Here is a 22,455-nt window from a genome sequence, read left to right as displayed (position 1 = left end):
TCGGCCGCGCGCACACTGCGAGGCATGCGCGTATGACCGGACCCTTGCTGACGATGCGCGGCATCGTCAAGGAATTCGACGGCGTGAAGGCGCTCGACGGCATCGACCTGACCGTGCGGCGCGGCGAATGCGTGGGCCTGTGCGGCGAGAACGGCGCCGGCAAGTCGACGCTGATGAAGGTGCTCTCGGGCGTCCATCCGCACGGCACATGGGCGGGCGAGATCCGCTGGGAAGGCGCGCCGCTCGCCGCGTCCGGCGTGCGCGACACCGAGCGCGCGGGCATCGTGATCATCCATCAGGAGCTGATGCTCGTGCCCGAGCTGTCGGTGGCGGAGAACATCTTCCTCGGCAACGAGATCACGCTGCCCGGCGGCCGGATGCACTACGCGGCGATGGTCCGGCGCGCGGACGAGCTGCTGCGCGAGCTGCGCATCGACGCGATCAACGTCGCGCAGCCGGTGATGGACTACGGCGGCGGCCACCAGCAACTGATCGAGATCGCGAAGGCGCTGAACAAGCGCGCGAAGCTGCTGATCCTCGACGAGCCGTCGTCGTCGCTGAGCGCCGCGGAGACGCGGGTCCTGCTCGACATCGTGCGCGGCCTGAAGCGGCGCGGCGTCGCGTGCGTCTACATCTCGCACAAGCTGGGCGAGGTCGAGGCCGTGTGCGACACCGTCACCGTGATCCGCGACGGCCGCCATGTCGCGACGGAGCCGATGCGCGCGCTGAGCACCGACCGGATCATCGCGATGATGGTCGGCCGCGAGATCCGCAACCTGTACCCGCGCGAGCCGCACGAGATCGGCGACGTCGTGCTGGAGGCGCGCAACGTGACCTGCCACGACGTGACGAATCCGCGCCGCAAGCGTGTCGACGACGTGTCGTTCAGCGTGCGGCGCGGCGAGATCCTCGGCGTCGCGGGGCTCGTCGGCGCGGGCCGCACCGAGCTGATGCAGGCGATCTTCGGCGCGTACCGGGGAGCGTCCACGGCGACCGTGCGGATGAACGGCCGGCCGCTCGCGATCCGCTCGCCCGCCGACGCGATCCGCGCGGGCCTCGCGATGGTGCCCGAGGACCGCAAGCGGCACGGGATCGTCCCGCAGCTCGGCGTCGGCCACAACATCACGCTGTCGGTGCTGCGGCGCTTCGCGAAGCGCGGGCGGATCGACGCGGCAGCCGAGCTCGACGCGATCCGCACCGGGATGCAGCGGCTGTCGGTGCGCGCGGCGCACCCTTTCCAGCCGATCGCGAGCCTGTCCGGCGGCAATCAGCAGAAGGCGGTGCTCACGAAGATGCTGCTGACCGATCCGCAGGTGCTGATCCTCGACGAGCCGACGCGCGGCGTCGACGTCGGCGCGAAGGCGGAGATCTACCGGCTCGTGTTCGCGCTCGCGAAGCGCGGCGTCGCGCTCGTCGTCGTGTCGTCGGAGCTGCCCGAGGTGCTCGGCCTCGCCGACCGCGTGCTCGTGATCGGCGAAGGCGAGCTGCGCGGCGATTTCGTCAACGACGGGCTCACGCAGGAACAGATCCTCGGCGCCGCGCTGAAAAGCAGCCGGCGCGCCGACGAACCCACCGCAGCGAGCGCGACATGAATACCGAACTGTCTTCCGCCGCGGCGCGCGAGCGAGCCGCAGACGGCCGCCGCGCGCACGGCCAGCCGCTGCGCCGGCTGTTCGTCCGCTATCAGGTGCTCGCGCTGCTGTTCGCGGTCGCGGCGATCTGGGCGCTCTTCTCGGCGTTGACCGACGGCGCGTTCGTCACGCCGCGCAACGTGTCGAACCTGCTGCGGCAGATGTCGATCACCGGCATGCTCGCGTGCGGGATGGTGTTCGTGATCATCGCGGGCGAGATCGACCTGTCGGTCGGCTCGCTGCTCGGGCTGCTCGGCGGCGTCGCCGCGATCCTCGACGCGAGCCGCCACTGGCCGGTCGCCGCGACGGTGCCCGCGGTGCTCGCGCTCGGCGTGCTGGCCGGGCTCTTCAACGGCTGGTGGTCGACCTACCGGCGCGTGCCGTCGTTCATCGTCGGGCTCGGCGGGATGCTCGCGTTCCGCGGGGTCCTGCTCGGCGTGACGGGCGGCTCGACGATCGCGCCGGTATCGGACGGCTTCGTGTTCATCGGGCAGGGCTATCTGCCGCGCGCGGCCGGCGACGCGCTTGCGCTCCTGTTGTTCGCGCTCGTCGCGCTGCTCGTCGTGCGGCAGCGCGGCAACCGGCGCCGCTACCGGCTCGCGGTCGCGCCGCCGTGGCAGGACGCCGCGAAAATCGCCGGCGTGGGCGCGGTGCTGTTCGCGTTCGTCGCGACGCTCGACCGCTACGGCGGCATTCCGGTGCCCGTGCTGCTGCTGCTCGCGCTGCTCGGCGCGTTCTCGTGGATCGCGACGCAGACCGTGTTCGGCCGGCGCATCTACGCGGTCGGCTCGAATCTCGAGGCGACGCGCCTCTCGGGCGTCGACACGGACCGCGTGAAGCTCGCGATCTTCGCGCTGATGGGGCTGATGTGCGCGTTCGCCGGCCTCGTCAATACCGCGCGGCTCGCGGCCGGCTCGCCGTCGGCGGGCACGATGGGCGAGCTCGACGCGATCGCCGCATGCTTCATCGGCGGCACGTCGATGCGCGGCGGGTCCGGCACCGTGCATGGCGCGCTGATCGGGGCGCTCGTGATGGCGAGCCTCGACAACGGCATGTCGATGCTGGACGTCGACGCGTACTGGCAGATGATCGTCAAGGGTGCGGTGCTGGTGCTCGCGGTGTGGATCGACGTGGTGTCCCGGTCGAACCGGCGGTGACGCCGCCCGGCCGGCCTTCGCGCGCCGGAATTTTTACACCCATACCGATAGCGATATCGCCCGAATCCAAATTTTCATTGGGCGGTTATCGGACTTGTCCCTAGACTGATCCGGGGTCTGCGCACGCCGGATCGGCCGGTGCCGCCGGCGGCGCGACCCCGAACCGCGCCCGCGTCACGGAAAAACAGAACAGCGCACGGCCGGCGCCGCGGCGAACAACGACATCATCGGAGACGACCATGACATTCATCAGGACGCTTGCGGCCGGCGCGATCGTTGCCGCGACGGCGTGGCTCGCGCCCGGCGCGTTCGCGCAGCAAAAGCCGATCACGCTCGGGTTTTCGCAGGTCGGCGCGGAGAGCGCGTGGCGCACCGCGAACACCGTGTCGGTGAAGAGCGCGGCGAAGGACGCCGGCATCAACCTGAAGTTCTCGGACGCCCAGCAGAAGCAGGAGAACCAGATCCGCGCGATCCGCTCGTTCATCGCGCAGAAGGTCGACGTGATCGCGTTCTCGCCCGTCGTCGAATCGGGCTGGGAGCCGGTGCTGACCGAAGCGAAGGCGGCCCGCATTCCGGTGATCCTGACCGATCGCGCGATCGACGTGAAGGACCCGTCGCTGTACGTGACGATGATCGGCTCCGACTTCCTCGAGGAAGGCCGGCGCGCGGGCCGCTGGCTCGAGGAGCGCTACCGGAACGATGCGGGGCCCGTCAACATCGTCGAGCTGCAGGGCACGGTCGGCTCCGCGCCCGCCAACGACCGCCGCGCGGGCCTGCTCGAAGTGATCAGGAGCAATCCGAAATTCAAGGTCATCGCGTCGCAGAGTGGCGACTTCACGCTCGCGGGCGGCAAGCAGGTGATGGAAGCGTTCGCGAAAACCTACGGCAAGCGGATCAACGTCGTCTACGCGCACAACGACGACATGGCGCTCGGCGCGATCCAGGCGATGGAGGAGGCGGGGATCAAGCCCGGCAAGGACGTGAGCGTCGTGTCGTTCGACGCGACGAAGGGCGGCTTCCAGGCGATGGTCGCCGGCAAGATCAACGTCGACGTCGAGTGCAGCCCGCTGCTCGGGCCGCAACTGATGAGCGCGGTGAAGGAGGTCGTCGCCGGCAAGGCGCTGCCGAAACGCATCGTGACCGATGAGACGGTGTTTCCGATGAGCGTCGCCGCGCAGGTGCTGCCGACGCGCAAATACTGAGGTCCGCCCGGGCGGCGGCAACACCGCCGCCGTTCGGCATTTTTTTGCGGGAGCGTGCATGACGAATCCGCCGGTGGTCGAGATGATCGACATCGACAAGGCGTTTCCGGGCGTCCGCGCGCTGCGGCGCGTGCGCTTTCGCCTGTTTCCGGGCGAGATCCACGCGCTGATGGGGCAGAACGGCGCGGGCAAGTCGACGCTGATCAACGTGCTGACCGGCGTGCACGCGCACGACGCCGGCGAGATCCGCGTCGGCGGCCGGCCGGTGCGCTTCGCCGCGCCGCGGGAAGCCGAGGCGGCGGGCATCCGGACGCTCTACCAGGAAGTGAACCTGTGCCCGAACCTGTCGGTCGCCGAGAACGTGTTCGCGGGCCGGCAGCCGATGAAGCGCGGCGCGATCGACTGGAAGACGATCCATGCGCGCTCGCGCGACGCGCTCGCCGATCTGAGGCTGTCGATCGACGTCACGCGCTCGCTCGACGCGTATCCGATCGCGGTGCAGCAGATGGTCGCGATCGCGCGGGCCGTGTCGGTCGACGCGCGCGTGCTGATTCTCGACGAGCCGACGTCGAGCCTCGACGACGGCGAGGTCGCGCGGCTGTTCGACGTGCTGCGGCGGCTGAAGGCGTCGGGCATCGCGATCCTGTTCGTCACGCATTTTCTCGAGCAGACCTATGCGGTCTCCGACCGGATCACCGTGATGCGCAACGGCGAGCGCGAAGGCGAGTATCTGGCGCGCGAGCTGCCCGTCGACGCGCTCGTCGCGAAGATGACCGGCCGCGAGCGGATGCCCGACACGCCGCGGGCGGAGGCGGCCGCGCGCGCGAGCGACGCCCGCGCGGCCGCGCCGTTCCTGTCGATGCGGCGCGCCGGCCGGCGCGGGATGATGCAGCCGCTCGATCTCGACGTGCGGCCGGGCGAGATCCTCGGCCTCGCCGGGCTGCTCGGCTCGGGCCGCACCGAAACCGCGCGCCTCGCGTTCGCCGCGGAACGCACGGACACCGGCGCGATCGAGATCGACGGCGCGCGCGCGCGGCTCGCGTCGCCGCGCGATGCGGTGCGGCGCGGGATCGCGTACTGCCCGGAAGACCGCAAGAAGGAGGGGATCGTCGCCGCGCTGTCGATCCGCGAGAACATCGTGCTCGCGCTGCAGGCGCGGCGCGGCTGGTGGCGGCTGATCGGCCGCGCGCGCCAGCGCGAGATCGCCGATACCTACATCGCGCGGCTCGGCATCAAGGCGCGCGACGCGGAGCAGCCGATCGGCCTGCTGTCGGGCGGCAACCAGCAGAAGGTGCTGCTCGCGCGCTGGCTCGCGACGGAGCCGAAGCTGCTGATTCTCGACGAGCCGACGCGCGGCATCGACGTCGCAGCGAAGTTCGACATCATGGAGCGCGTGCTCGCGCTCTGCGCGAAAGGGCTCGCGATCCTGTTCATCTCGTCGGAGATCGGCGAGGTGGTGCGCGTGAGCCACCGGATCGCGGTGCTGCGCGACCGGCGCATGATCGCCGAGCTGGCCGGCGGCGACGCGTCCGAGGAGCGGATCTACCGGCTGATCGCGGGAGGCCAGTCATGACGCGGCTCAGGATGCTGCTTCGCCATCCGCTCGTGTGGCCGGCGCTGACGCTCGCGCTGCTGTTCGCGCTCGACGTCGCGCATCGACCGGGCTTCCTGTCGATCGCGCTGCTCGACGGTCATCTGTTCGGCGCGCCGGTCGATATCCTGAACCGCGCGTCGCCGCTCGTCATCGTGTCGCTCGGGATGACGCTCGTGATCGCGACGCGCGGGATCGACATCTCGGTCGGCGCGATCGTCGCGATCGCCGGCGCGGCCGCGGCGATCGTGCTCGACGCGGACCCGTCGCGCGTCGGCGCGGCGCTTGCCGCCGCGCTCGGCGTCGGCGTGCTCGCGGGCGCGTGGAACGGCGCGCTCGTCGCATTCGTCGGGATGCAGCCGATCATCGCGACGCTGATCCTGATGGTCGCGGGCCGCGGCGTCGCGCAACTGCTGACGGGCGGCCAGATCGTTCCGATCGGCGCGCCCGGCTACCTCGCGCTCGGCGGCGGCTATCTCGCGACGGCGCCGTGCTCGGTGTGGATCGCGATCGCGGCGATCGCCGCGACGGCGCTGCTCGTGAATCGCACCGCGCTCGGCCTGTTCATTCGTGCGATCGGCGTGAACCCGGTCGCAACAAGGCTCGTCGGGCTGCGATCCGGCGCGGTGGTGTTCGGCGTCTATCTGTTTTCCGGCGTGATGGCCGCTATCGCCGGAATCCTCGCGAGCTCGAACGTGCGCAGCGCCGACGGCAACAATGCGGGCCTGCTGCTCGAGCTCGACGCGATCCTCGCGGTGACGCTCGGCGGTACGTCGCTGCTCGGCGGCCGCTTCAGCCTCGCCGGCACCGTGCTCGGCGCGCTGATCATCCAGACGCTCACCTATACGACGTATTCGATCGGCGTGCCGCCGGAAGCGACGCTCGTCGTCAAGGCGATCGTCGTGATCGTGGTGACGCTGATCCAGTCGGACGCGGCGCGCGCGACGGCCATCCGGCACGCGTCGCGGCTGCTGTCGTTCGCGCGCTCGCGCGCCGCCGCCGGAGCGACGCCGCGATGAACCGATTCCTTGCCAGGCTCGCCGACCCGCGCACGTTGCCGATCGTCGTGACGGTCGGGCTGTTCGCCGCGCTGCTCGGGTTCGGGGCCGTGATGTACACGGGATTCTTCTCGATGCAGGTGCTCACGGGGCTCTTCGTCGACAATGCGTTCCTGCTGATCGTCGCGATCGGGATGACGTTCGTGATCGTGTCGGGCGGCATCGACCTGTCGGTCGGCTCGGTCGTCGCGCTGACGACGATCTTCTGCGCGGTGGGCGCCGAGCGGCTGCACTGGCCGGTGTGGGCGATCGCGCCGCTCGTGCTCGCGTTCGGCGCGCTGTACGGCGCGGCGATGGGCGCGCTGATCCATTGCTTCCGGCTGCAGCCGTTCATCGTCACGCTCGCCGGAATGTTTCTCGCGCGCGGCGCGTGCTTTCTCATCACGACGCAGTCGATCACGATCAACGAGCCGACGTTTCACGCGATCGCGGGCATCGGCGTGCCGATCGGCGGCGGCAGGCTGAGCGCGGGCGCGCTGATCGCGCTCGCCACGCTGGCCGCCGCGGTCTACGTCGCGCATTTCACGCGCTTTGGCCGCAACGTCTACGCGATCGGCGGCAACGAGCGCTCGGCGCTGCTGATGGGGCTGCCGGTCGCGCGCACGAAGATCGGCGTCTATGCGCTGAGCGGGCTGTGCTCAGCGCTCGGCGGCATCGTGTTCACGCTGTACGTGCTGTCGGGCTACGGGTTGCAGGGGCAGGGCATGGAGCTCGACGCGATCGCGGCGACCGTGATCGGCGGCACGCTGCTCACGGGCGGCGTCGGGTACGTGATCGGCTCGGTGTTCGGCGTCGGCATACTCGGCACGATCCAGACGCTGATCACGTTCGACGGCACGTTGAGCTCGTGGTGGACGCGGATCGTGATCGGCGCGCTGCTGTGCGTGTTCTGCCTGTTGCAGCGGGTCATCGAGCGGCACGCGGCGCGACGGCGCACGGGCGGCACCGGGCTCGACGCGCAGCGCCGGCCGCCGGAAACCGGGCCCTCGCGGCCGGACGCGCACGCAGAGGGCGCGGCTCTGGTGTCGACGATGCGGCGGCTGTAGGGCGCCCGTGGCGAGCGGCGCAGGCCGCCCGAACCCCTACGCCCGCGCGAGCAGCGTCTCGACGACGCCGTACCCGATCGTCGGCGGGATCGAGCGCGCGCAAGGTGTCGAGTCGCGCGCGGGCCAGCTCCTGCTCGCCGAGCCTCACGCTGATGAACGCGAGCGCCTTGAGCGTGAACAATTTCGCCGCGCTCGTCAAACGGGTCGGCGCGGCTGTCGTCAACATCAGCGTCATGCGCGAGGTGATGCTGATCGGCATTCGGCTTTCGCCCGGCATCCCGCCCGATCATCCGCTCCGCGCTGGCGGAGCCGCCGCCGAACATGCCGCAGCCGCTGTGTAAGCGGCTTTTTATTTCATAATGTGACGCCAGAGTCATCCGGATGTCATCAATTGGTGAGCCAGGATCTCCGGTGAATAAAAAATAAATTGCCGATGCGCGCATCTCGGATCGCAATTATTCAAAAAAGTGAGGCGCGGCAGGAGGCGGTGCATGGGTATTTTGAAATAATCCAGGCCATACATTTGAGTATTTGAAAATGAATAAATATCCACTCATGGCAATTTCAACTTTCATCAAATTCTTTCTTTTTTATTGCGATAAATTTAATTTTCAATATTGCTTTTGAATTCGAGGCGATGGTGAGAGTGTGAACAGAACCAAACCACTGGACATGCGGCGCTGCAAATTCCTCAATAATAATGCGATAGCCAACTGTTCCGGTCGGCGAGCTGGAATGCATGGATTCAGGCGTCGGCACATGCTTGCTAGAGGGTCGTAATCGCATAATGTTGATCGGCAATCCTTCCGCCAAATTTCCATATGAATCGGACATCCCATATGGCGTGAGAATTCCATGCGTATGATACCCAGCAGACAAGCAGAGTATTCTTTAAGTGTGAATTAAAAAATCGAGTTCGCAGATTCCGGAGAACAAAATGGAATGGAGAGGCGCGGACGATGAAAGCGGGGAGCGATCCCGGAGATTTTCAGAAAGCGGAATGCCGGAGGGGGTGCGGAAGGTCGCGATCGTCGTTTTCGAGAACTTTTCGCTGACAGAGGTTTGCTTGATCGTCGAGATGCTCCGGATCGGGAATGAACTGGCTCTTGGCGATCCGAAAAAGCCTGCATTCAGCGTGGCGGTGCTATCGAGCCGGCAGGCCCTCGTTCCGAGCGGATCATTCGTGCAATTGTTTGCAAGAGCAACCGCTGCTCACGACGCGCGGCTATTTGAAACGGTATTTGTTGCCGGAGGAGCGGGCGCGCGTGCCGCCTCGCATGATGCGGACCTGCTGTCGTGGCTGCGCGAATTGCCAGGGCATGCTCTCGTGATGGGCCTTGCACCGGGTGCCGAGGCAATTCTGTCAATGAGTGGGCGCACCGGCAATCCGGTCGCCGGGTACAAAGTCCTTGCGGACGATAGTGCCGTGTGGCGCGCGGTAACCTGTACGCGTACGACGGGCGAGGGGCGGGGCACCGTCCAGTACGAACTGGCCGTTGACGCGGTGCTGTCGATGGTGCGCAGCGACTTTGGCCCACGGGTGGCGTTGGAACTGGAGAGACGGGTCAACTCGCATCTGCGGATGAACTTCGTCGATACGGCCGGGCCAGGCAGCAACGACAAGCGCATATTGAGCGATCGCATTGCGTGGTCGGTACGGTGGATTCACGAAAACAGCGAGCACCCGGTTTCCGTTGCCGATCTGGCCCGGCATGTATCGATGAGCGAGCGCAACTTTCTGCGCCGATTCAAGCGCGAGATCGGCCAGACGCCGAGCGAGTATCTGACGCGCGTTCGCATCTATCTTGCGCGGCGTCTGCTCGTCGATTCCGATCTGCCACTCGACAAGATTGCGCGGCGCTGCGGCCTGTTCAACGGCGATCATCTGCGCAAGCTCTTTCAGAAACATTTCCTGATGTCGCCAGCGGACTATCGAAGGACTGCCCGCAACGTACTTGAGGGGATGCACGGGAACATAGGCGCTTCCCCTTTTTGCCAGCGGACTGAGTGCAGCCACGGCTCGGATGGCTGCTCCGTGGGAGCCTTGCAGGTTGAACGGTCTGGACGGGATGTCGGGCACGGCACGACGTCGAAAAAAACCGTCGGCGTGGCGCAACGAATGACATAAACAGACATCTTCATCCGGGGAAGCACATCGTCGACTGGCTTGGCTTCTGCAATGCCTGCCGACCGCATTCGACATTGAACTACGTCAGCCCCATGACGTTCGAGAAGAATTGGGCCGCCGCTCAGCAAGGGCAAGCGGTCTGATGACCTCGGTTACGAGATTCGTGAAACAGGAGCAAGGTCAATTTGTTGTCGTGTACGCAAAATTGATTAAGACGGCGTATTTTTTAGATTGCGGTGCAACCTGTTGAAATAATCATGTGGCGTAATCTCGCATTAATGGAGAGGCTATCTTCCAGGCAAGCCGGTTAAGGCATTCTGTACTGCAAGAGTCACATGGGAAATTGTAAATGTGGCGCCAGATGAAAGCGGTTGATTGCGGATACTATTGCTGCTGCAATTTCATATGCAGAGGATGCGGCTCATTTTCGGTGATTGACGCAACCAATGCCGTGCTGTCGGGGAACGGATAGCCATTTTCCGACTGCCAGCACCTGTTGGGTTGCACTCGAGCGGAGAAATCAGTCGATGGCAAGCAATCTCCAACTGGTGGAAGACACTTTCTCCGCAATGGGCGAGGCGACGATTCTCCTGTCGACCTCTGGCATGGTCGTGCATGCTTCTGACCTCGCCAGATCGCTGCTGGGCAACCTGCACGGCCTGAGCGTCAAGCAGGGAAAGCTATGGCACCCCAGCGCTGCCGTCCTGGACAATTTATCCAAGGCCGTGGTGACGACGCTCGAGACCGGGCAACGCTCGAGGACGACGGTCCCGCTTGAATGGGGGGAGACCTTGACCCTGGATATGACGGTGGCGCACCCGCGCATCCATCTTTCCGAAGCGCCTCTTGTCTTTGTCCGGATCCGCCGGAACAGCGCGCTGAATGGGGCGGACGTCGGCAACTTGATCACCGCGTTCAGCATCTCCAGGGCGGAAGCCAAAGTGCTGGCCGGACTCGTGGCGGGCCTGATGCCATCGGAGTGCGCTATCCAGAATGGCGTCCGCGAGAGCACGGTGCGCACACAGATTGCAAATCTGAAAAGAAAGATGCAGTGCAGTCGGATCGTAGATCTAGTGAAGCTTGCGCTGCTGGCGTAAAGCTGGAGTCGTGACGCCTGACTAGTGGGGTGTCAGGTTTCGCAAGCAGTGGTGTTTTCTATCCAAAGAGCACGCTCAACAACCTATTGATCACACCGACAGAATGCAGCTCCCTCAAGATACGCTTTGCGCAACGTTCGTTTTTTTTAAACAAGCGTTGTCAAGACTTTTCGCTGACAGCAACGGGCTTGCCATCTTGATCATGGCGCCATTGCTGGCATCTTGCGCCTTTGCTCCCGGTATGCGGTTCGATCCTCAGCGGCCTTTGAATCCCGAGGATCCGAGTTCGGTGCCCAAGGTGACGCAGATCACGCCGGATCTTGTTCGTGAGCAGCAGGCGGCGATCAACTCGATCAATGCGGGGGTGAGCGCACTGTACGACAAGCCAGCGCCCTACAACGTCGGGCCTGGCGACATCCTTTCCATCGTTGTATGGGATCACCCGGAGCTGGTCTTTCCCACGCAGACATACACCATCGGCACGGCGTATGAGATTCCCAGCTTCAGTGGCGCTGCCAACGTGCCTGGCTACGTGGTCAGCGCGGCAGGGGATATCCAGTTTCCCTATGTCGGCGTGCTCAAGGTTGTGGGTAAGAATCAGGATCAGATTCGTGAGGACATCGGTAGACACCTGAAATCCGTCATCGCCAATCCACAGATCACGGTGCGCGTGCTCGCGTTCCGCAGCCAACGTGTCTACCTTGACGGAGAAGTCAAGACGCCAGGTCCGCAGAACATCGACGATGTGCCCATGACCTTGGTGGAGGCGCTCAATCGTGCCGGCGGCATCAACGTGCTCACCGGCGACAGCAGTCGCATCCGTGTTTCGCGCCAAGGTAAGAACTATGACGTCAACGTGCCTGCGCTGTTGCGGCAAGGGATTGATCCCGCGCGCATTCTGCTGCGCAATGGCGATATCGTGCGCGTGGAGCAACGCGAAGACAGCAAAGTCTTCGTGAGCGGCGAGGTCGTGAAACCTTCCACCGTCCTGCTTCGCAACGGACGCCTCACGCTGAACGAGGCGCTTGGCGATGCCGGCGGCGTGAATCCTGCGACGGCTAACGCGAAGGAAGTGTATGTGATTCGCAAGAGCCCCGAGGGTGGCGCTCAGGTCTTCCACCTCGACGGCAAATCTCCGGTTGCGATGGCGTTGGCGGAAGGCTTCGAGCTCAAGCCGAAGGATGTCGTCTATGTGGATGCCGGCGGATTGGTGCGCTGGAGCCGTGTAATCAATTTGTTGATCCCTAGTTCGCAGCAGGTGATCGGTTCTGCGTCTTTGGCGAAATGATCAAGTCGATTCTGGTTGTGTGCGTTGGCAACATCTGCCGCAGCCCCATGACGGTGGGGCTGTTGCAGCAGGCTATGCCTGAACTGACCATGTTCTCCGCGGGGCTGGGCGCTCTGGTGGGAAATCCGGCGGACTCCATGGCTGTGCAGCTTCTGTCGGAACTGGGCGCCGATATTTCGGGCCATCGCGCACAGCAAATGAATAGTGAGCTTGCCGGCCGTGCTGACCTGATCCTGGTGATGGATAACGACCAGAGGGGTGAAGTCCAGCTTTTGTATCCCCAGGCATCCGGCAAGGTGTTCCGGCTGGGTGAGTTGGTCAAGATGGATATTCCCGACCCTTACGGCGAGCCGCGCCGTGCGTTCGAGCATGCGCTGCACTTGATTCGAGAAGGCATCGACACGTGGGTGCCCCGTATTCGTGGGCTTCGCTAACCGTACAGATAGTCTCCGGTATTTCGATGAACCAGAATCCTCCGTACCTTTCTGAAGTCGAGCCCCAGGACGATGAGATCAATCTCGTGCGGTACCTGGATGTGCTTCTCTCCAATCTGTGGCTGATCGCGGCCATTACCGCTGTCGTGACGGCGCTTGGAATTGCCTATGCGCTGATGGCACGCCCCATCTACCAGGCGGACATCCTCGTTCAGGTCGAGGACAGCCCCAATAACGCCAAGAGCTTGCTGAGCGATGTCTCCAACCTCTTCGACGTGAAGACCGAAGCCGGAGCCGAGATTGAGATCCTGCGCTCGCGCATGGTGGTCGGCAAAGCGGTTGACAACCTGAACCTGTATCTCGAGGCGACGCCCAGGTACTTCCCGCTGGTTGGGCGCTGGCTGGCCGCGAGGAACAAGTCGCTGTCAGAACCGGGCTTCCTGGGCTTTGGCGGTTATGTCTGGGGGAGTGAGGCCATCAGGGTTGCCTCGTTCGAAGTGCCGCAGGAACTGGAAGGGCAAGCATTCAAGCTGACGGCGTTGGGGGCGGACCGTTTCCGCATCGAACAGCCGAGCCTCGACAAGCCAATCGAAGGTCGTGCCGGAGAGGCGCTGAGCGTGACGCAATCCGTTGGCACCATCAAGTTGGATGTGGCGGAGCTCAAGGCCAAACCAGGGGCCGGTTTTGTCCTGGTTCGTCACTCCAGGCTCAAGACCCTGGAATCTCTGCAAGGCAGACTCAACATTGCCGAGCGCGGCAAGCAGAGCGGCATCATCAGTGCCTCGCTGGAGGGTGCTGATCCCAAGTTGACCGCCGCAGTTCTCAACGAGATCGGCGAGCAATATGTCGCGCAAAACGTCAAGCGCAAAGCGGCGGAAGCGGAAAAGTCGCTCACGTTCCTGGACGATTTGCTGCCACGGCTCAAGTATGAACTGGACCAGGCCGAAAGCCGCTACAACGCGGTGCGGAACAGGCGCGGCACCTTCGATCTGGGCGAGGAAGCGAAGGTTTACCTTGAAGAAAGCGTGGCCACGCAGGCAAAGCTGCTGGAACTGAAGCAGAAACGTGCGGAATTGCTGACGCGCTTTACATCCGCTCACCCGGGCGTTGCCGCAGTGGATCAACAGATTGCCGCGCTTGAATCCAGGATCGCCGCGGTGAGCGGCAGGATCAAGAACCTGCCGGATCTGGAGCAGGACACCCTGCGCGTGATGCGAGACGTTAAGGTCGACAACGAGCTGTACGTGAACCTGCTTAACAACATGCAGCAGCTCAGGTTGGTAAAGGCCGGCAAGGTGGGCAACGTGCGGCTCGTCGACAGCGCCCCGGTACCGGAGGAACCCGTCAAGCCAAAACGGGCGATGGTTGTCGCCTTGGCGGCTTTCCTGGGGGCCGTACTGGGTGTGGTGGCTGCATTTGTGCGCAGCGCCCTCTTTGGCGGCATTACCGATCCACAAGACATCGAGCAGCACACCGGTCTTAGCGTGTATGCCACGGTACCGCTTTCGCGGGCCCAGGCAACCTTGGCCGAGAACATCAGGGCGCGCAAGCCGGGAACTCACCTTCTTGCCAGTCGCTATCCCAACGAACGCTCAATCGAGAGTCTGCGCAGCCTGCGTACCGCGTTGCAATTTGCGATGGTGGACGCCGGCAACAACCGTGTCCTGTTGACCGGCCCGACGCCAGGCGTTGGCAAGTCGTTTATTTCGGCCAACCTTGCTGCGCTGGTTGCCTCTGCCGACAAGCGCGTGCTGCTGGTGGATGCAGACATGCGCAAGGGTCATCTGAACGGGTACTTGGGCAAGGGGCGGGAACCAGGTCTTGCCGACGCGCTGACGGGCTCTGTCGCGCTGGACAAGGTGATCCAGCGGGAAGTGTTTCCGGGCCTCGACCTGATCGCCGCGGGGACGCTGCCGCCCAATCCGGCCGAACTCCTGCTCAGCGAACGCACGGGGCAATTGCTGGAATCGCTCAGCGAACGTTACGACCTGATGCTGATCGATACCCCGCCGGTGCTGGCCGTATCGGATACGGCCATCATCGCAGCGCGCTGCGGCGTGGTGTTCCTCGTGACCCGGTTTGGAGAGACCACCATCGGGGAAGTCGCGGAATCCGCCAGGCAGCTCCGGCATGCCAATGTGAATGTGAACGGCGTGATCTTCAACGCGCTGGATCCGAACGGCTTCCGTTATGGCTACGGGTACAAGTACGGCCGCTATCGCTACGCATCCTACGGATATGCAGCGCAGGTCGGGGACAAGGGCTAGCCCGGCGCGCTCCGGGCCGCGGGACGAGAAGAAGCGCCGGATGCAGCACGCTTACAGGTGTTGAGCAGAGTGAGGAGTGCAAGGGTCGCGCGTTTGAGGTGGCCCGTTTCATTGAGAAGCCTGCACGGAAAATGGCCGCATCGAGTTTCTGCTGAGACCGGAAAGATGATGAGAGGGGAGGTCTGACGACATGTGCGGCATAGCGGCAATTTACAGTTATCGTAGCGAAGGCCCCCTGGTATCGGCTGACGAGCTGGTCAAGATTCGGCAAGCTATGACCCTGCGTGGCCCGGATGGCGCAGGGCTGTGGGTATCGGAAGAGCGGAACATCGGGCTCGCCCATCGGCGGCTGGCTATCGTCGATCTCACCGAAAATGGCGCGCAACCCATGACCACCAAGGATGGCAGGCTGAGCGTCACCTTTAATGGTGAAATATACAATTATCGCGAGCTACGGGCTCGCCTGACGGAAAAAGGGCATGCATTTTTCTCCGACTCGGACACGGAGGTGCTGCTTCACGCATACCGCGAATACGGCCAGGATATGGTCGATCATTTGCGGGGCATGTTCGCCTTTGCCATTTGGGATCAAGAAATACGCGGCCTTTTTCTCGGCCGAGACCATTTCGGTATCAAACCCCTTTATTACCACGACGACGGTAAATCGATCCGCGTCGCGTCGCAGGTCAAGGCGCTACTGGCGGGGGGAGCCATTCAACCCGATCCGGAACCGGCCGGGCTGGTCGGCTTCTATTTGTGGGGCTGCGTGCCCGAGCCTTACACCCTTTATCACAAGCTCTTCGCTCTGCCTGCCGGTCACACGCTATGGGTGGACCAGGACGGGCCGCGCGCGCCGAAGCGGTACTTCGACCTCGCCGAGACGTTGGGAACAGCCGCCTCACAGCAGGCCCGCGCCCCCGTGGAGGAGGCCCTGCGAAACGCCGTGAAGGATAGCGTCAAACATCATTTGATTGCCGATGTGCCCGTGGGCGTCTTTCTTTCTGCTGGTCTGGATTCTGCCACCTTGACTGCTTTGAGTGCCGAAGAAGTGACGCATATTCAGGCCATCACGCTGGGATTCACCGAGTACAAAAATACTCTGGATGACGAAACACCCTTGGCGGGGAAAATTGCAGCACATTACGCTTGCCGGCATCAAATCGCGCATATCGATCAGCGGGATTTTGCCGAAGATCTTCCGGCCATCCTTCAGGCCATGGACCAGCCGAGCATCGACGGGATCAACACATACTTCGTCGCTCGAGCCGCGGCGCGCGCCGGACTCAAGGTGGCACTCTCGGGCGTAGGCGGAGACGAATTGCTCGGCGGCTACCCGAGTTTCCGCCATGTGCCTCAACTGGTTCGCCGCGTCCGGCCCATTGCCCGCCCACCCGGCATAGGCAAAGTCTTCCGCTGGGTGTCCGCGCCCATTCTCAAGCACACGACTTCGCCAAAATTTGCCAGCCTCTTCGAATATGGCGGCAGCTATGGCGGCGCCTATCTGCTGCGCCGGGGTCTATTTATGCCCTGGGAATTGCCGCAATTTCTCGGCAGCAAGCTTGTCCGCGAGGGTTGGGCAAAGCTGAGGCCAATCGCGCGTATGGACGAGTGGGTGTCAAGTGTCAAAGTCCCTCATGCCAAGGTGACAGCGCTGGAAACGGCCTTTTATATGCGCAACATGCTGCTGCGGGATTCTGATTGGGCAGGCATGGCCCATTCCCTGGAGATTCGGACTCCCCTGGTGGACATCGCCCTGTTTCGCACGATGGCGCCTTACTTGTGCGGCACTGGTGCGCCTCCTTCAAAGCGGCAACTTGCGCAGTGCGCGCGAATCGCGCTGCCGGACGCGGTGCTCAATCGTCCCAAGACAGGTTTTTGCATCCCGGTGGCGCAATGGCTGAACACTCAGGGGACATCGAAACAACAACGTGGCTTGCGAGGGTGGGCGACTCGCGTGATGGACGACTTCACGTTGCATGGCAGCGCGTGAAGGCGCGGTCGGGGGTGTTCGGCGTCACTCTCTGTACGGCATCAATCGAAGCAGGAGAAAGAAGTGGATAACGGGCGTAGAAAACGGATCCTGGTCACCGGCGGAGCGGGCTTTCTTGGATCGCACCTCTGTGAACGGCTGTTGTCGGATGGCCATGAGGTACTTTGCGTCGACAACTTTTATACCGGCACCAAGGACAACGTTGCCCATCTCCTGGCCAATCCTTATTTCGAGATCATGCGCCACGATGTCACATTCTCGCTCTACGTCGAAGTAGACGAAATCTACAACCTGGCGTGCCCTGCGTCGCCTATCCACTATCAATTCGATCCCGTGCAGACCACCAAGACGAGCGTGCACGGGGCCATCAATATGCTTGGACTCGCCAAGCGGGTCAAAGCCAAGATATTTCAGGCGTCCACCAGTGAAGTCTATGGAGACCCCGAGGTTCATCCTCAGCGCGAGGAGTATTGGGGAAACGTCAATGCGATCGGCTTCCGATCCTGTTACGACGAAGGCAAGCGTTGTGCAGAAACCCTCTTCTTCGATTACCACCGGCAGCATAATCTGCGTATCAAGGTCGCGCGCATTTTCAATACCTATGGTCCGCGCATGCACCCGTCGGATGGCCGCGTGGTGTCCAATTTCATCGTCCAGGCGTTGAAGAACGAGCCCATCACCCTATACGGCGATGGTACTCAGACACGATCGTTCTGCTACGTGAGCGATTTGATTGAAGCCTTTACGCGTTTCATGCAATGCCCGGATCAGGTCACAGGTCCCATGAACATGGGGAACCCGGAGGAGTTCACCATCCGCACACTGGCGGAGACGGTGATCGAGCTGACGGGTTCCCGCTCAAGAATGACCTTTCTCCCGCTGCCCCCTGACGATCCGAAACAACGCAGGCCGGATATCACATTGGCGCGAGAGTTTCTGCACTGGACGCCGACAACGCCACTGGAGCATGGCCTCAAACTGACGATTGACTATTTCGATCGGTTGCTTGGCCACGGGCGAGGATGAAATATGAGATTGCTCGTCGTGGGTTCCACTTACATTACTGCGGTTTCGCAAGAAAAGTTCGTGGCGATGAAGCGTCATGACCCGGGGCTGGAGCTGAAGATACTCACTCCCCGATCGCTTCCGCACGTCTTCAAGCGCTATACGCGCGAACTTGCATCAGGTCTCTCCAAAGACGAGGTAGTCGACATTCGCGACTACTTCTGTCGCTCGCATATGTCCTACATGCTTGATCCCCTGCACTTCGCCAGGGTGTTGCGGGAATTCCAGCCCGATCGCGTCCACATCGAGGAGGACCCCCACTCTGCCTCAGGGTTCGAGACTGTGCTTCTGACGCGATGCATTTGTCCGTCGGCCAAAATCAGCTTCTTTCTCTGGGACAACCTGGCCAGAGAGCCTCGCTTCCCACTCAACGTCATTAAACGGACACTCAACCGATATGCGCTGCGCAGCACCGAATTGGTGATCTGTGGAAACCGGGACGGTGAACGGCTATTGCGCGAGAAGAAGGGATACGCCGGGCGAGCCGCGGTGTTGCCTCAGGTGGGGCTCGATCCCGCTGGCTATACGGGGAAAAGCGACCGCCATATGAGGCGTGCGTTGAATATCCCAGAGAACGTGCCGCTGATCGGCTATGTGGGCCGCCTGATTCCTGAAAAAGGGATCATGCAATTGCTCGAGGCACTCCATCGCCTTCTGGAAATTCCCTGGCGCATTCTAATCGTGGGCGCGGGCGCGTTGGAGACGGACATCGTCGACAGGTGGAAGCCCGTCTTCGGGGAGCGTCTGGTGATGCACAACGCTGTCCCGCACGCAGAAATGCCGGCCTATATGCGGGCCTTGGACATCCTTGTTCTGCCTTCGTATGCGACCCGGAGGTGGAAGGAGCAGTTTGGTCTCGTCCTGGCGCAAGCCATGCTGGCAGGGGTGCCTTGCGTGGGTTCGACATCCGGCGCCATTCCGGACGTCATTGGACCCGGCGGATTGGTGTTCCAGGAAAACAACGTTGACGATCTCACGACTGCGCTCAAACGCCTTCTCACTGACGAAGACGCGAGGAGATCGTTGGGAGAGAGTGCCCAGGCGTTCGCGTTACAGCGCTATACCCATGCAGCCGTGGCGCGCGCTTATTTGAATCAATTCGATTGCATGGAAGGTCCCACAGCCGGCGAATTCATATCTGCTGCCGGATAGAGGAGATTCGGTTGAAATGGATGCTGATCTTGTGTATTCCGCGCATGGATCCGGGCTATGAGAATATTCGCAGTCGTTCCCGAGGCATTTGGCGGGCATGGCGGTATCGCCCGATACAACAGCGATTTGCTGCACGCGCTAGCCGCCATGCCCGACGTTGAGGAAATCGTCGTGGTGCCACGCGGCACGCCTTTTCCGGTTGAATCCGTTCCCGTCAAGATTACGTATCGATCCGCCGCTGTGGCGGGGAAATTCAAGTACGCCAAGGAAGCGTTCCTTGCGGCGAGAGGAGGCTTTGACCTTGTCATCTGTGGGCACATCAACCTGCTGCCCCTGACTGCCGTGCTCAACTTCAAGATACGTGCCCCACTTGTATTGATGGTGTACGGCATCGACGTCTGGCGGCCTCACCGCTCCCGGTGGGCTCGTCAGTTGGTCAATCGGCTTGCCAAGGTGTGGTCGATCAGTGAGTTCACGCGTGACGCCATGCGGCAATGGACGGCCATGGCCGTATCGAGGTTCACGATTCTGCCTAATGCCATTGACCTTTCTCGCTATGGGATGGTCCCCAAAAATCCCGCTCTGGCCAGACGGTACGAGGTTGGGGGAAGAAAAGTGATTCTCTTTCTCGCGCGTCTGGTGTCGTCCGAGCGCTACAAAGGGGTGGACGAGGTCCTTGAAGTCATGCCGAACCTGTTAAAGAAACTGCCCAGTCTTTTATTTCTTGTGGCTGGCGATGGCGATGATCGGACTCGCCTGCAACAGAAGGCTGAATCACTTGGCCTCAATGGCCATGTGACTTTCACCGGCTTTGTGCCGGAATCCGAGAAGCGCGACCTTTTCGGATTGGCAGATCTCTTTGTCATGCCTGGTTATGGCGAAGGATTCGGCTTTGTTTTCCTGGAGGCGCTTGCTTGCGGCGTGCCTGTCGTGGCCAGCCGTCTCGATGGCAGCCGAGAAGCTGTCCGCAACGGGGAACTGGGCAGGCTGGTGGACCCGCGCAATCGCGTCGAACTCGAAACGGCGATTCTCTCTGGCATCAATGACCCTCGCAGCATCCCGCCGGGCCTCGGCTATTTCGCGTTCCCCGAATTTCAGCGGCGCCTTGCCGCTGCCGTCCGTGAGGTATCGGGTTCATGAAACGCGCTCTGATTTGCGGTGTCTTTGGGCAACACGACGCCAATCTTGCGCGCTTCCTGCTGGATCGTGGATATGAGGTGTTCGGTACCTCGCGCGAAGCATCCACGAGTCATGACGGAAACTTGAAAAACTTGGCAGCAGCGACCGAGTCTCCATCATGTCGACGCGTGTTGACGGCACAAGCAAGTCTTGAGCACGAGTGATTTTCGGAAGGATCGTATCCATGAATGATGATTCTCTCGTTTCTCAGTCAAGCTATCGCACCCGCATCTATGCGCATTACGCGTCCGTCTTTCAGGACGCCACCGCAACTTTCGATGCTGATGCAGCATGGCGATGGGGGCGCGGCTACCGCCACTACTTGCGCGGCTGGTTACCGGATAGCCAGGAAGCCCGCGTTCTTGATATGGCCTGCGGCGGCGGCAAATTGCTGTATTTCTTCAAACGGATGGGTTATCGCAAAGTCTGCGGCGTGGATACCAGTCCGGAGCAGGTCCGACTTTCCCGACAGGTGACCGCCGATGTGATGCAAGAAGACGTGCTGGATTTCCTGGAAGATCGTCCGCAAAGCTACGATCTTGTCACTGGCCTCGACATCGTCGAGCACCTGCATAAGCCCGAGGTGTTGCGCTTGCTCGATACCTGTCATGCGGCCTTGAAGCCCGGTGGCCGGCTTGTGCTTCAGACACCCAATGCCGATAGTCCCTGGGGGGCGAGCTCTCGTTATGGCGACTTTACTCATGAGTTGGGCTTTAATCCGAATTCACTTTCCAGATTGCTTGCCCTTTCTGGTTTTTGCAACATTGAGGTCAGGGAAACCGGCCCCATTCTGATCGGCCACGGCGTCCTTTCTTCGGTGCGGTATTTCATTTGGCAGGCAATACGTGCTGCTCTGATACTCTGGAACTTGGCGGAAACGGGTGACGCGGGTAGTGGTGTATTCACGCGTGTCTTTTTGATTTCGGCGAAGAGGGCGAGCAAGTGAAGGTAAATTTTGCCGTATGTGGCCGCTTTCACTACCACAAGTACGTGAAATATCTCGGCGAATTTGGGCTGCCTCAAAGATTTTATTACTCGCATAGATTCGGCGCAAACCATGATATCGATAGGTATTATGGAAGGAATATGTGGCTAAAGGAATATTTGCTTGCTGCGCACTCGAAAGTGCTCGGTGGGCATTTGCTTGACTTGTCGTTGCCCGTGTATCACAAGATATGGGAGTCAGCGGTTCTGAGAGATTGGACGAGAGCGGACCTTAGTCACGTGTTGCTACATGGCGCCGCACCCAGGCTCATCAAGCGCTGCCAAGCGGAGGGTACGTGCGTGGTTGGTGAGGCTGTATGTGGGCACCCGGATGTCGTTAATCGCATTCTTGCTCCGGAGTATGAGCGATTGAACATGCAATATCGACGCTTCGACAAGATCTGGGAATACATGAGGCAGGAATACACTCTTTGTACCCACATTCTGGTTCCCTCGAATTGGGTCGCCAAGTCCCTTGTCGAGTTCGGCATTCATCCGGAAAAACTGATCAAGCTGCCTTATCCGTCAGGTACGGACAAAAAACAAAAAGGGAATAGGGCCGCGAAAGGAAAAGGTCGCACTATTCGGGTGCTTTGCGTTGCTGGTCTTAGTGTTATAAAAGGCCAGCACTACCTATTGGAAGCCGTTGCGCATCTTAATAGGCGAAATGCGAGAGTCAAATTTGAAGTCACCTTGGTCGGCGCTTCCGGCAAGGATTATCTTGTTCGATTGTCGAGGATCGGTGTGCCGTTTGAGCACATTGAACACATCCCAAATGCGGACATGATCGACTTCATGAGTGGCTTTGATGTGTTCGCCCTGCCAAGCCTGGCGGATGGGTTTGCGGTAGCCGTCAGTGAGGCCCTTCAGGCGGGGATTCCGGCCGTGACCACGCAAAACAACGGCGCGGCGGATGCGATTGTGGAGGGGGAAAACGGTTATGTCGTGCCAGCCCAAGACCATCTCGCTCTCGCCAACGCTATCGCGGCTGCTGTTGATGTGACACCTGATCCCGGTTTCGTTGCGCCCGATCAGGTTCTTGACTGGCAAACATACGCTGCAAGATTGGCCCAGATTTACGGCCATGCCGTAGGGCAAGCTGATGGCCTCGGTTCCGACATCGTTACCCACTCGGAAATTTGAAAGATGCACTCTTTAACACGGTAATAGCAAGCGATCGGGAAAG

At 61.9% G+C, this 22,455-nt stretch carries 20 protein-coding genes; 19 read left to right on the top strand and 1 reads right to left on the bottom strand.

Annotation, left to right across the window (positions count from 1 at the left end; all coding sequences use genetic code 11):
* Window positions 1-32 precede the first annotated feature (32 nt).
* The 7 genes from xylG to WS92_RS20205 all read left to right on the top strand — a co-directional run bounded on the left by xylG (window position 33) and on the right by WS92_RS20205 (window position 8,026).
* Window positions 33-1,592, top strand: a complete 1,560-nt coding sequence (gene xylG / locus WS92_RS20235) for a D-xylose ABC transporter ATP-binding protein (RefSeq protein WP_009916589.1) — start codon at window positions 33-35, stop codon at window positions 1,590-1,592.
* Complete coding sequence (locus tag WS92_RS20230) at window positions 1,589-2,788, top strand: sugar ABC transporter permease (RefSeq protein WP_006026815.1); 1,200 nt, start codon at window positions 1,589-1,591, stop codon at window positions 2,786-2,788. The genes xylG and WS92_RS20230 overlap by 4 nt, the downstream gene beginning before the upstream one ends.
* A 239-nt stretch (window positions 2,789-3,027) precedes the next feature.
* Entirely contained in the window at window positions 3,028-3,990 is a 963-nt protein-coding gene (locus WS92_RS20225; protein ID WP_006026814.1) for an ABC transporter substrate-binding protein, read from the top strand.
* Between the two features lie 58 nt (window positions 3,991-4,048).
* Complete coding sequence (locus WS92_RS20220; protein ID WP_006026813.1) at window positions 4,049-5,563, top strand: sugar ABC transporter ATP-binding protein; 1,515 nt, start codon at window positions 4,049-4,051, stop codon at window positions 5,561-5,563.
* Entirely contained in the window at window positions 5,560-6,600 is a 1,041-nt protein-coding gene (locus WS92_RS20215) for an ABC transporter permease (RefSeq protein WP_059934406.1), read from the top strand. Before WS92_RS20220 ends, WS92_RS20215 begins: the two co-directional genes overlap by 4 nt.
* A complete protein-coding gene (gene yjfF, locus WS92_RS20210; RefSeq protein ID WP_059934405.1) occupies window positions 6,597-7,685 on the top strand; it encodes a galactofuranose ABC transporter, permease protein YjfF in 1,089 nt (362 codons plus the stop codon). Before WS92_RS20215 ends, yjfF begins: the two co-directional genes overlap by 4 nt.
* Window positions 7,686-7,837: 152 nt before the next feature.
* Complete coding sequence (locus WS92_RS20205; protein WP_015602312.1) at window positions 7,838-8,026, top strand: hypothetical protein; 189 nt, start codon at window positions 7,838-7,840, stop codon at window positions 8,024-8,026.
* Between the two features lie 223 nt (window positions 8,027-8,249).
* On the opposite strand, the gene WS92_RS35030 is transcribed toward WS92_RS20205, so the two are convergent.
* Window positions 8,250-8,519, bottom strand: coding sequence for a hypothetical protein (locus WS92_RS35030; protein WP_141668070.1), 270 nt, complete (start codon window positions 8,517-8,519; stop codon window positions 8,250-8,252).
* A gap of 103 nt (window positions 8,520-8,622) precedes the next feature.
* On the opposite strand from WS92_RS35030, the gene WS92_RS20200 reads away from it, so the two are divergent.
* From WS92_RS20200 to WS92_RS35915, 12 genes are all read left to right on the top strand, one after another.
* Window positions 8,623-9,813 carry a GlxA family transcriptional regulator gene (locus WS92_RS20200; protein ID WP_059934404.1) on the top strand — a complete coding sequence of 397 codons (1,191 nt, stop codon included), beginning with the start codon at window positions 8,623-8,625 and terminating at the stop codon, window positions 9,811-9,813.
* Between the two features lie 527 nt (window positions 9,814-10,340).
* The gene (locus WS92_RS20195) at window positions 10,341-10,910 is read left to right on the top strand and encodes a helix-turn-helix transcriptional regulator (RefSeq protein WP_059934403.1); all 570 of its coding nucleotides are present in this window, start codon (window positions 10,341-10,343) and stop codon (window positions 10,908-10,910) included.
* A gap of 241 nt (window positions 10,911-11,151) precedes the next feature.
* A complete protein-coding gene (locus WS92_RS20190; protein WP_230479284.1) occupies window positions 11,152-12,198 on the top strand; it encodes a polysaccharide biosynthesis/export family protein in 1,047 nt (348 codons plus the stop codon).
* On the top strand, window positions 12,195-12,632 hold the full coding sequence (locus WS92_RS20185; protein WP_009916335.1) for a low molecular weight protein-tyrosine-phosphatase: 438 nt from the start codon (window positions 12,195-12,197) through the stop codon (window positions 12,630-12,632). The genes WS92_RS20190 and WS92_RS20185 overlap by 4 nt, the downstream gene beginning before the upstream one ends.
* 26 nt (window positions 12,633-12,658) lie before the next feature.
* Window positions 12,659-14,899, top strand: coding sequence for a polysaccharide biosynthesis tyrosine autokinase (locus WS92_RS20180; RefSeq protein ID WP_059934402.1), 2,241 nt, complete (start codon window positions 12,659-12,661; stop codon window positions 14,897-14,899).
* A gap of 190 nt (window positions 14,900-15,089) precedes the next feature.
* The gene (asnB, locus tag WS92_RS20175) at window positions 15,090-16,889 is read left to right on the top strand and encodes an asparagine synthase (glutamine-hydrolyzing) (protein ID WP_006026806.1); all 1,800 of its coding nucleotides are present in this window, start codon (window positions 15,090-15,092) and stop codon (window positions 16,887-16,889) included.
* Between the two features lie 63 nt (window positions 16,890-16,952).
* The gene (locus WS92_RS20170) at window positions 16,953-17,915 is read left to right on the top strand and encodes a UDP-glucuronic acid decarboxylase family protein (RefSeq protein WP_043282612.1); all 963 of its coding nucleotides are present in this window, start codon (window positions 16,953-16,955) and stop codon (window positions 17,913-17,915) included.
* Window positions 17,916-17,918: 3 nt separating this feature from the next.
* On the top strand, window positions 17,919-19,106 hold the full coding sequence (locus WS92_RS20165) for a glycosyltransferase family 4 protein (protein WP_059934401.1): 1,188 nt from the start codon (window positions 17,919-17,921) through the stop codon (window positions 19,104-19,106).
* 57 nt (window positions 19,107-19,163) lie between these two features.
* Complete coding sequence (locus WS92_RS20160; protein ID WP_059934400.1) at window positions 19,164-20,246, top strand: glycosyltransferase family 4 protein; 1,083 nt, start codon at window positions 19,164-19,166, stop codon at window positions 20,244-20,246.
* A complete protein-coding gene (locus WS92_RS35020; RefSeq protein ID WP_075644818.1) occupies window positions 20,243-20,449 on the top strand; it encodes a GDP-mannose 4,6-dehydratase in 207 nt (68 codons plus the stop codon). The genes WS92_RS20160 and WS92_RS35020 overlap by 4 nt, the downstream gene beginning before the upstream one ends.
* Before the next feature lie 20 nt (window positions 20,450-20,469).
* Entirely contained in the window at window positions 20,470-21,231 is a 762-nt protein-coding gene (locus WS92_RS32800) for a class I SAM-dependent methyltransferase (RefSeq protein WP_082744009.1), read from the top strand.
* 413 nt (window positions 21,232-21,644) lie between these two features.
* Complete coding sequence (locus WS92_RS35915) at window positions 21,645-22,412, top strand: glycosyltransferase family 4 protein (RefSeq protein WP_171845231.1); 768 nt, start codon at window positions 21,645-21,647, stop codon at window positions 22,410-22,412.
* The last annotated feature ends 43 nt before the right edge of the window (window positions 22,413-22,455 follow it).

This window comes from Burkholderia sp. MSMB1588 (genome assembly GCF_001546925.1).
GTDB classification, from domain to species: domain Bacteria; phylum Pseudomonadota; class Gammaproteobacteria; order Burkholderiales; family Burkholderiaceae; genus Burkholderia; species Burkholderia humptydooensis.
This window is presented reverse-complemented; position numbering and strand designations above follow the sequence as displayed.

Excerpts from the sequence above, each read along its gene's own strand:
- WS92_RS20200 (WP_059934404.1), top strand. The coding sequence starts at position 8,623 with ATGGAATGGAGAGGCGCGGACGATGAAAGCGGGGAGCGATCCCGGAGA.
- WS92_RS20165 (WP_059934401.1), top strand. The coding sequence starts at position 17,919 with ATGAGATTGCTCGTCGTGGGTTCCACTTACATTACTGCGGTTTCGCAA.
- WS92_RS20185 (WP_009916335.1), top strand. The coding sequence starts at position 12,195 with ATGATCAAGTCGATTCTGGTTGTGTGCGTTGGCAACATCTGCCGCAGC.
- WS92_RS20190 (WP_230479284.1), top strand. The coding sequence starts at position 11,152 with ATGCGGTTCGATCCTCAGCGGCCTTTGAATCCCGAGGATCCGAGTTCG.
- WS92_RS32800 (WP_082744009.1), top strand. The coding sequence starts at position 20,470 with ATGAATGATGATTCTCTCGTTTCTCAGTCAAGCTATCGCACCCGCATC.
- WS92_RS35915 (WP_171845231.1), top strand. The coding sequence starts at position 21,645 with ATGCAATATCGACGCTTCGACAAGATCTGGGAATACATGAGGCAGGAA.
- xylG (WP_009916589.1), top strand. The coding sequence starts at position 33 with ATGACCGGACCCTTGCTGACGATGCGCGGCATCGTCAAGGAATTCGAC.
- WS92_RS35020 (WP_075644818.1), top strand. The coding sequence starts at position 20,243 with ATGAAACGCGCTCTGATTTGCGGTGTCTTTGGGCAACACGACGCCAAT.
- WS92_RS35030 (WP_141668070.1), bottom strand. The coding sequence starts at position 8,519 with ATGTCCGATTCATATGGAAATTTGGCGGAAGGATTGCCGATCAACATT.
- WS92_RS20205 (WP_015602312.1), top strand. The coding sequence starts at position 7,838 with ATGAACGCGAGCGCCTTGAGCGTGAACAATTTCGCCGCGCTCGTCAAA.
- WS92_RS20195 (WP_059934403.1), top strand. The coding sequence starts at position 10,341 with ATGGCAAGCAATCTCCAACTGGTGGAAGACACTTTCTCCGCAATGGGC.
- WS92_RS20220 (WP_006026813.1), top strand. The coding sequence starts at position 4,049 with ATGACGAATCCGCCGGTGGTCGAGATGATCGACATCGACAAGGCGTTT.
- WS92_RS20215 (WP_059934406.1), top strand. The coding sequence starts at position 5,560 with ATGACGCGGCTCAGGATGCTGCTTCGCCATCCGCTCGTGTGGCCGGCG.
- yjfF (WP_059934405.1), top strand. The coding sequence starts at position 6,597 with ATGAACCGATTCCTTGCCAGGCTCGCCGACCCGCGCACGTTGCCGATC.
- WS92_RS20225 (WP_006026814.1), top strand. The coding sequence starts at position 3,028 with ATGACATTCATCAGGACGCTTGCGGCCGGCGCGATCGTTGCCGCGACG.
- WS92_RS20180 (WP_059934402.1), top strand. The coding sequence starts at position 12,659 with ATGAACCAGAATCCTCCGTACCTTTCTGAAGTCGAGCCCCAGGACGAT.
- asnB (WP_006026806.1), top strand. The coding sequence starts at position 15,090 with ATGTGCGGCATAGCGGCAATTTACAGTTATCGTAGCGAAGGCCCCCTG.
- WS92_RS20230 (WP_006026815.1), top strand. The coding sequence starts at position 1,589 with ATGAATACCGAACTGTCTTCCGCCGCGGCGCGCGAGCGAGCCGCAGAC.
- WS92_RS20160 (WP_059934400.1), top strand. The coding sequence starts at position 19,164 with ATGAGAATATTCGCAGTCGTTCCCGAGGCATTTGGCGGGCATGGCGGT.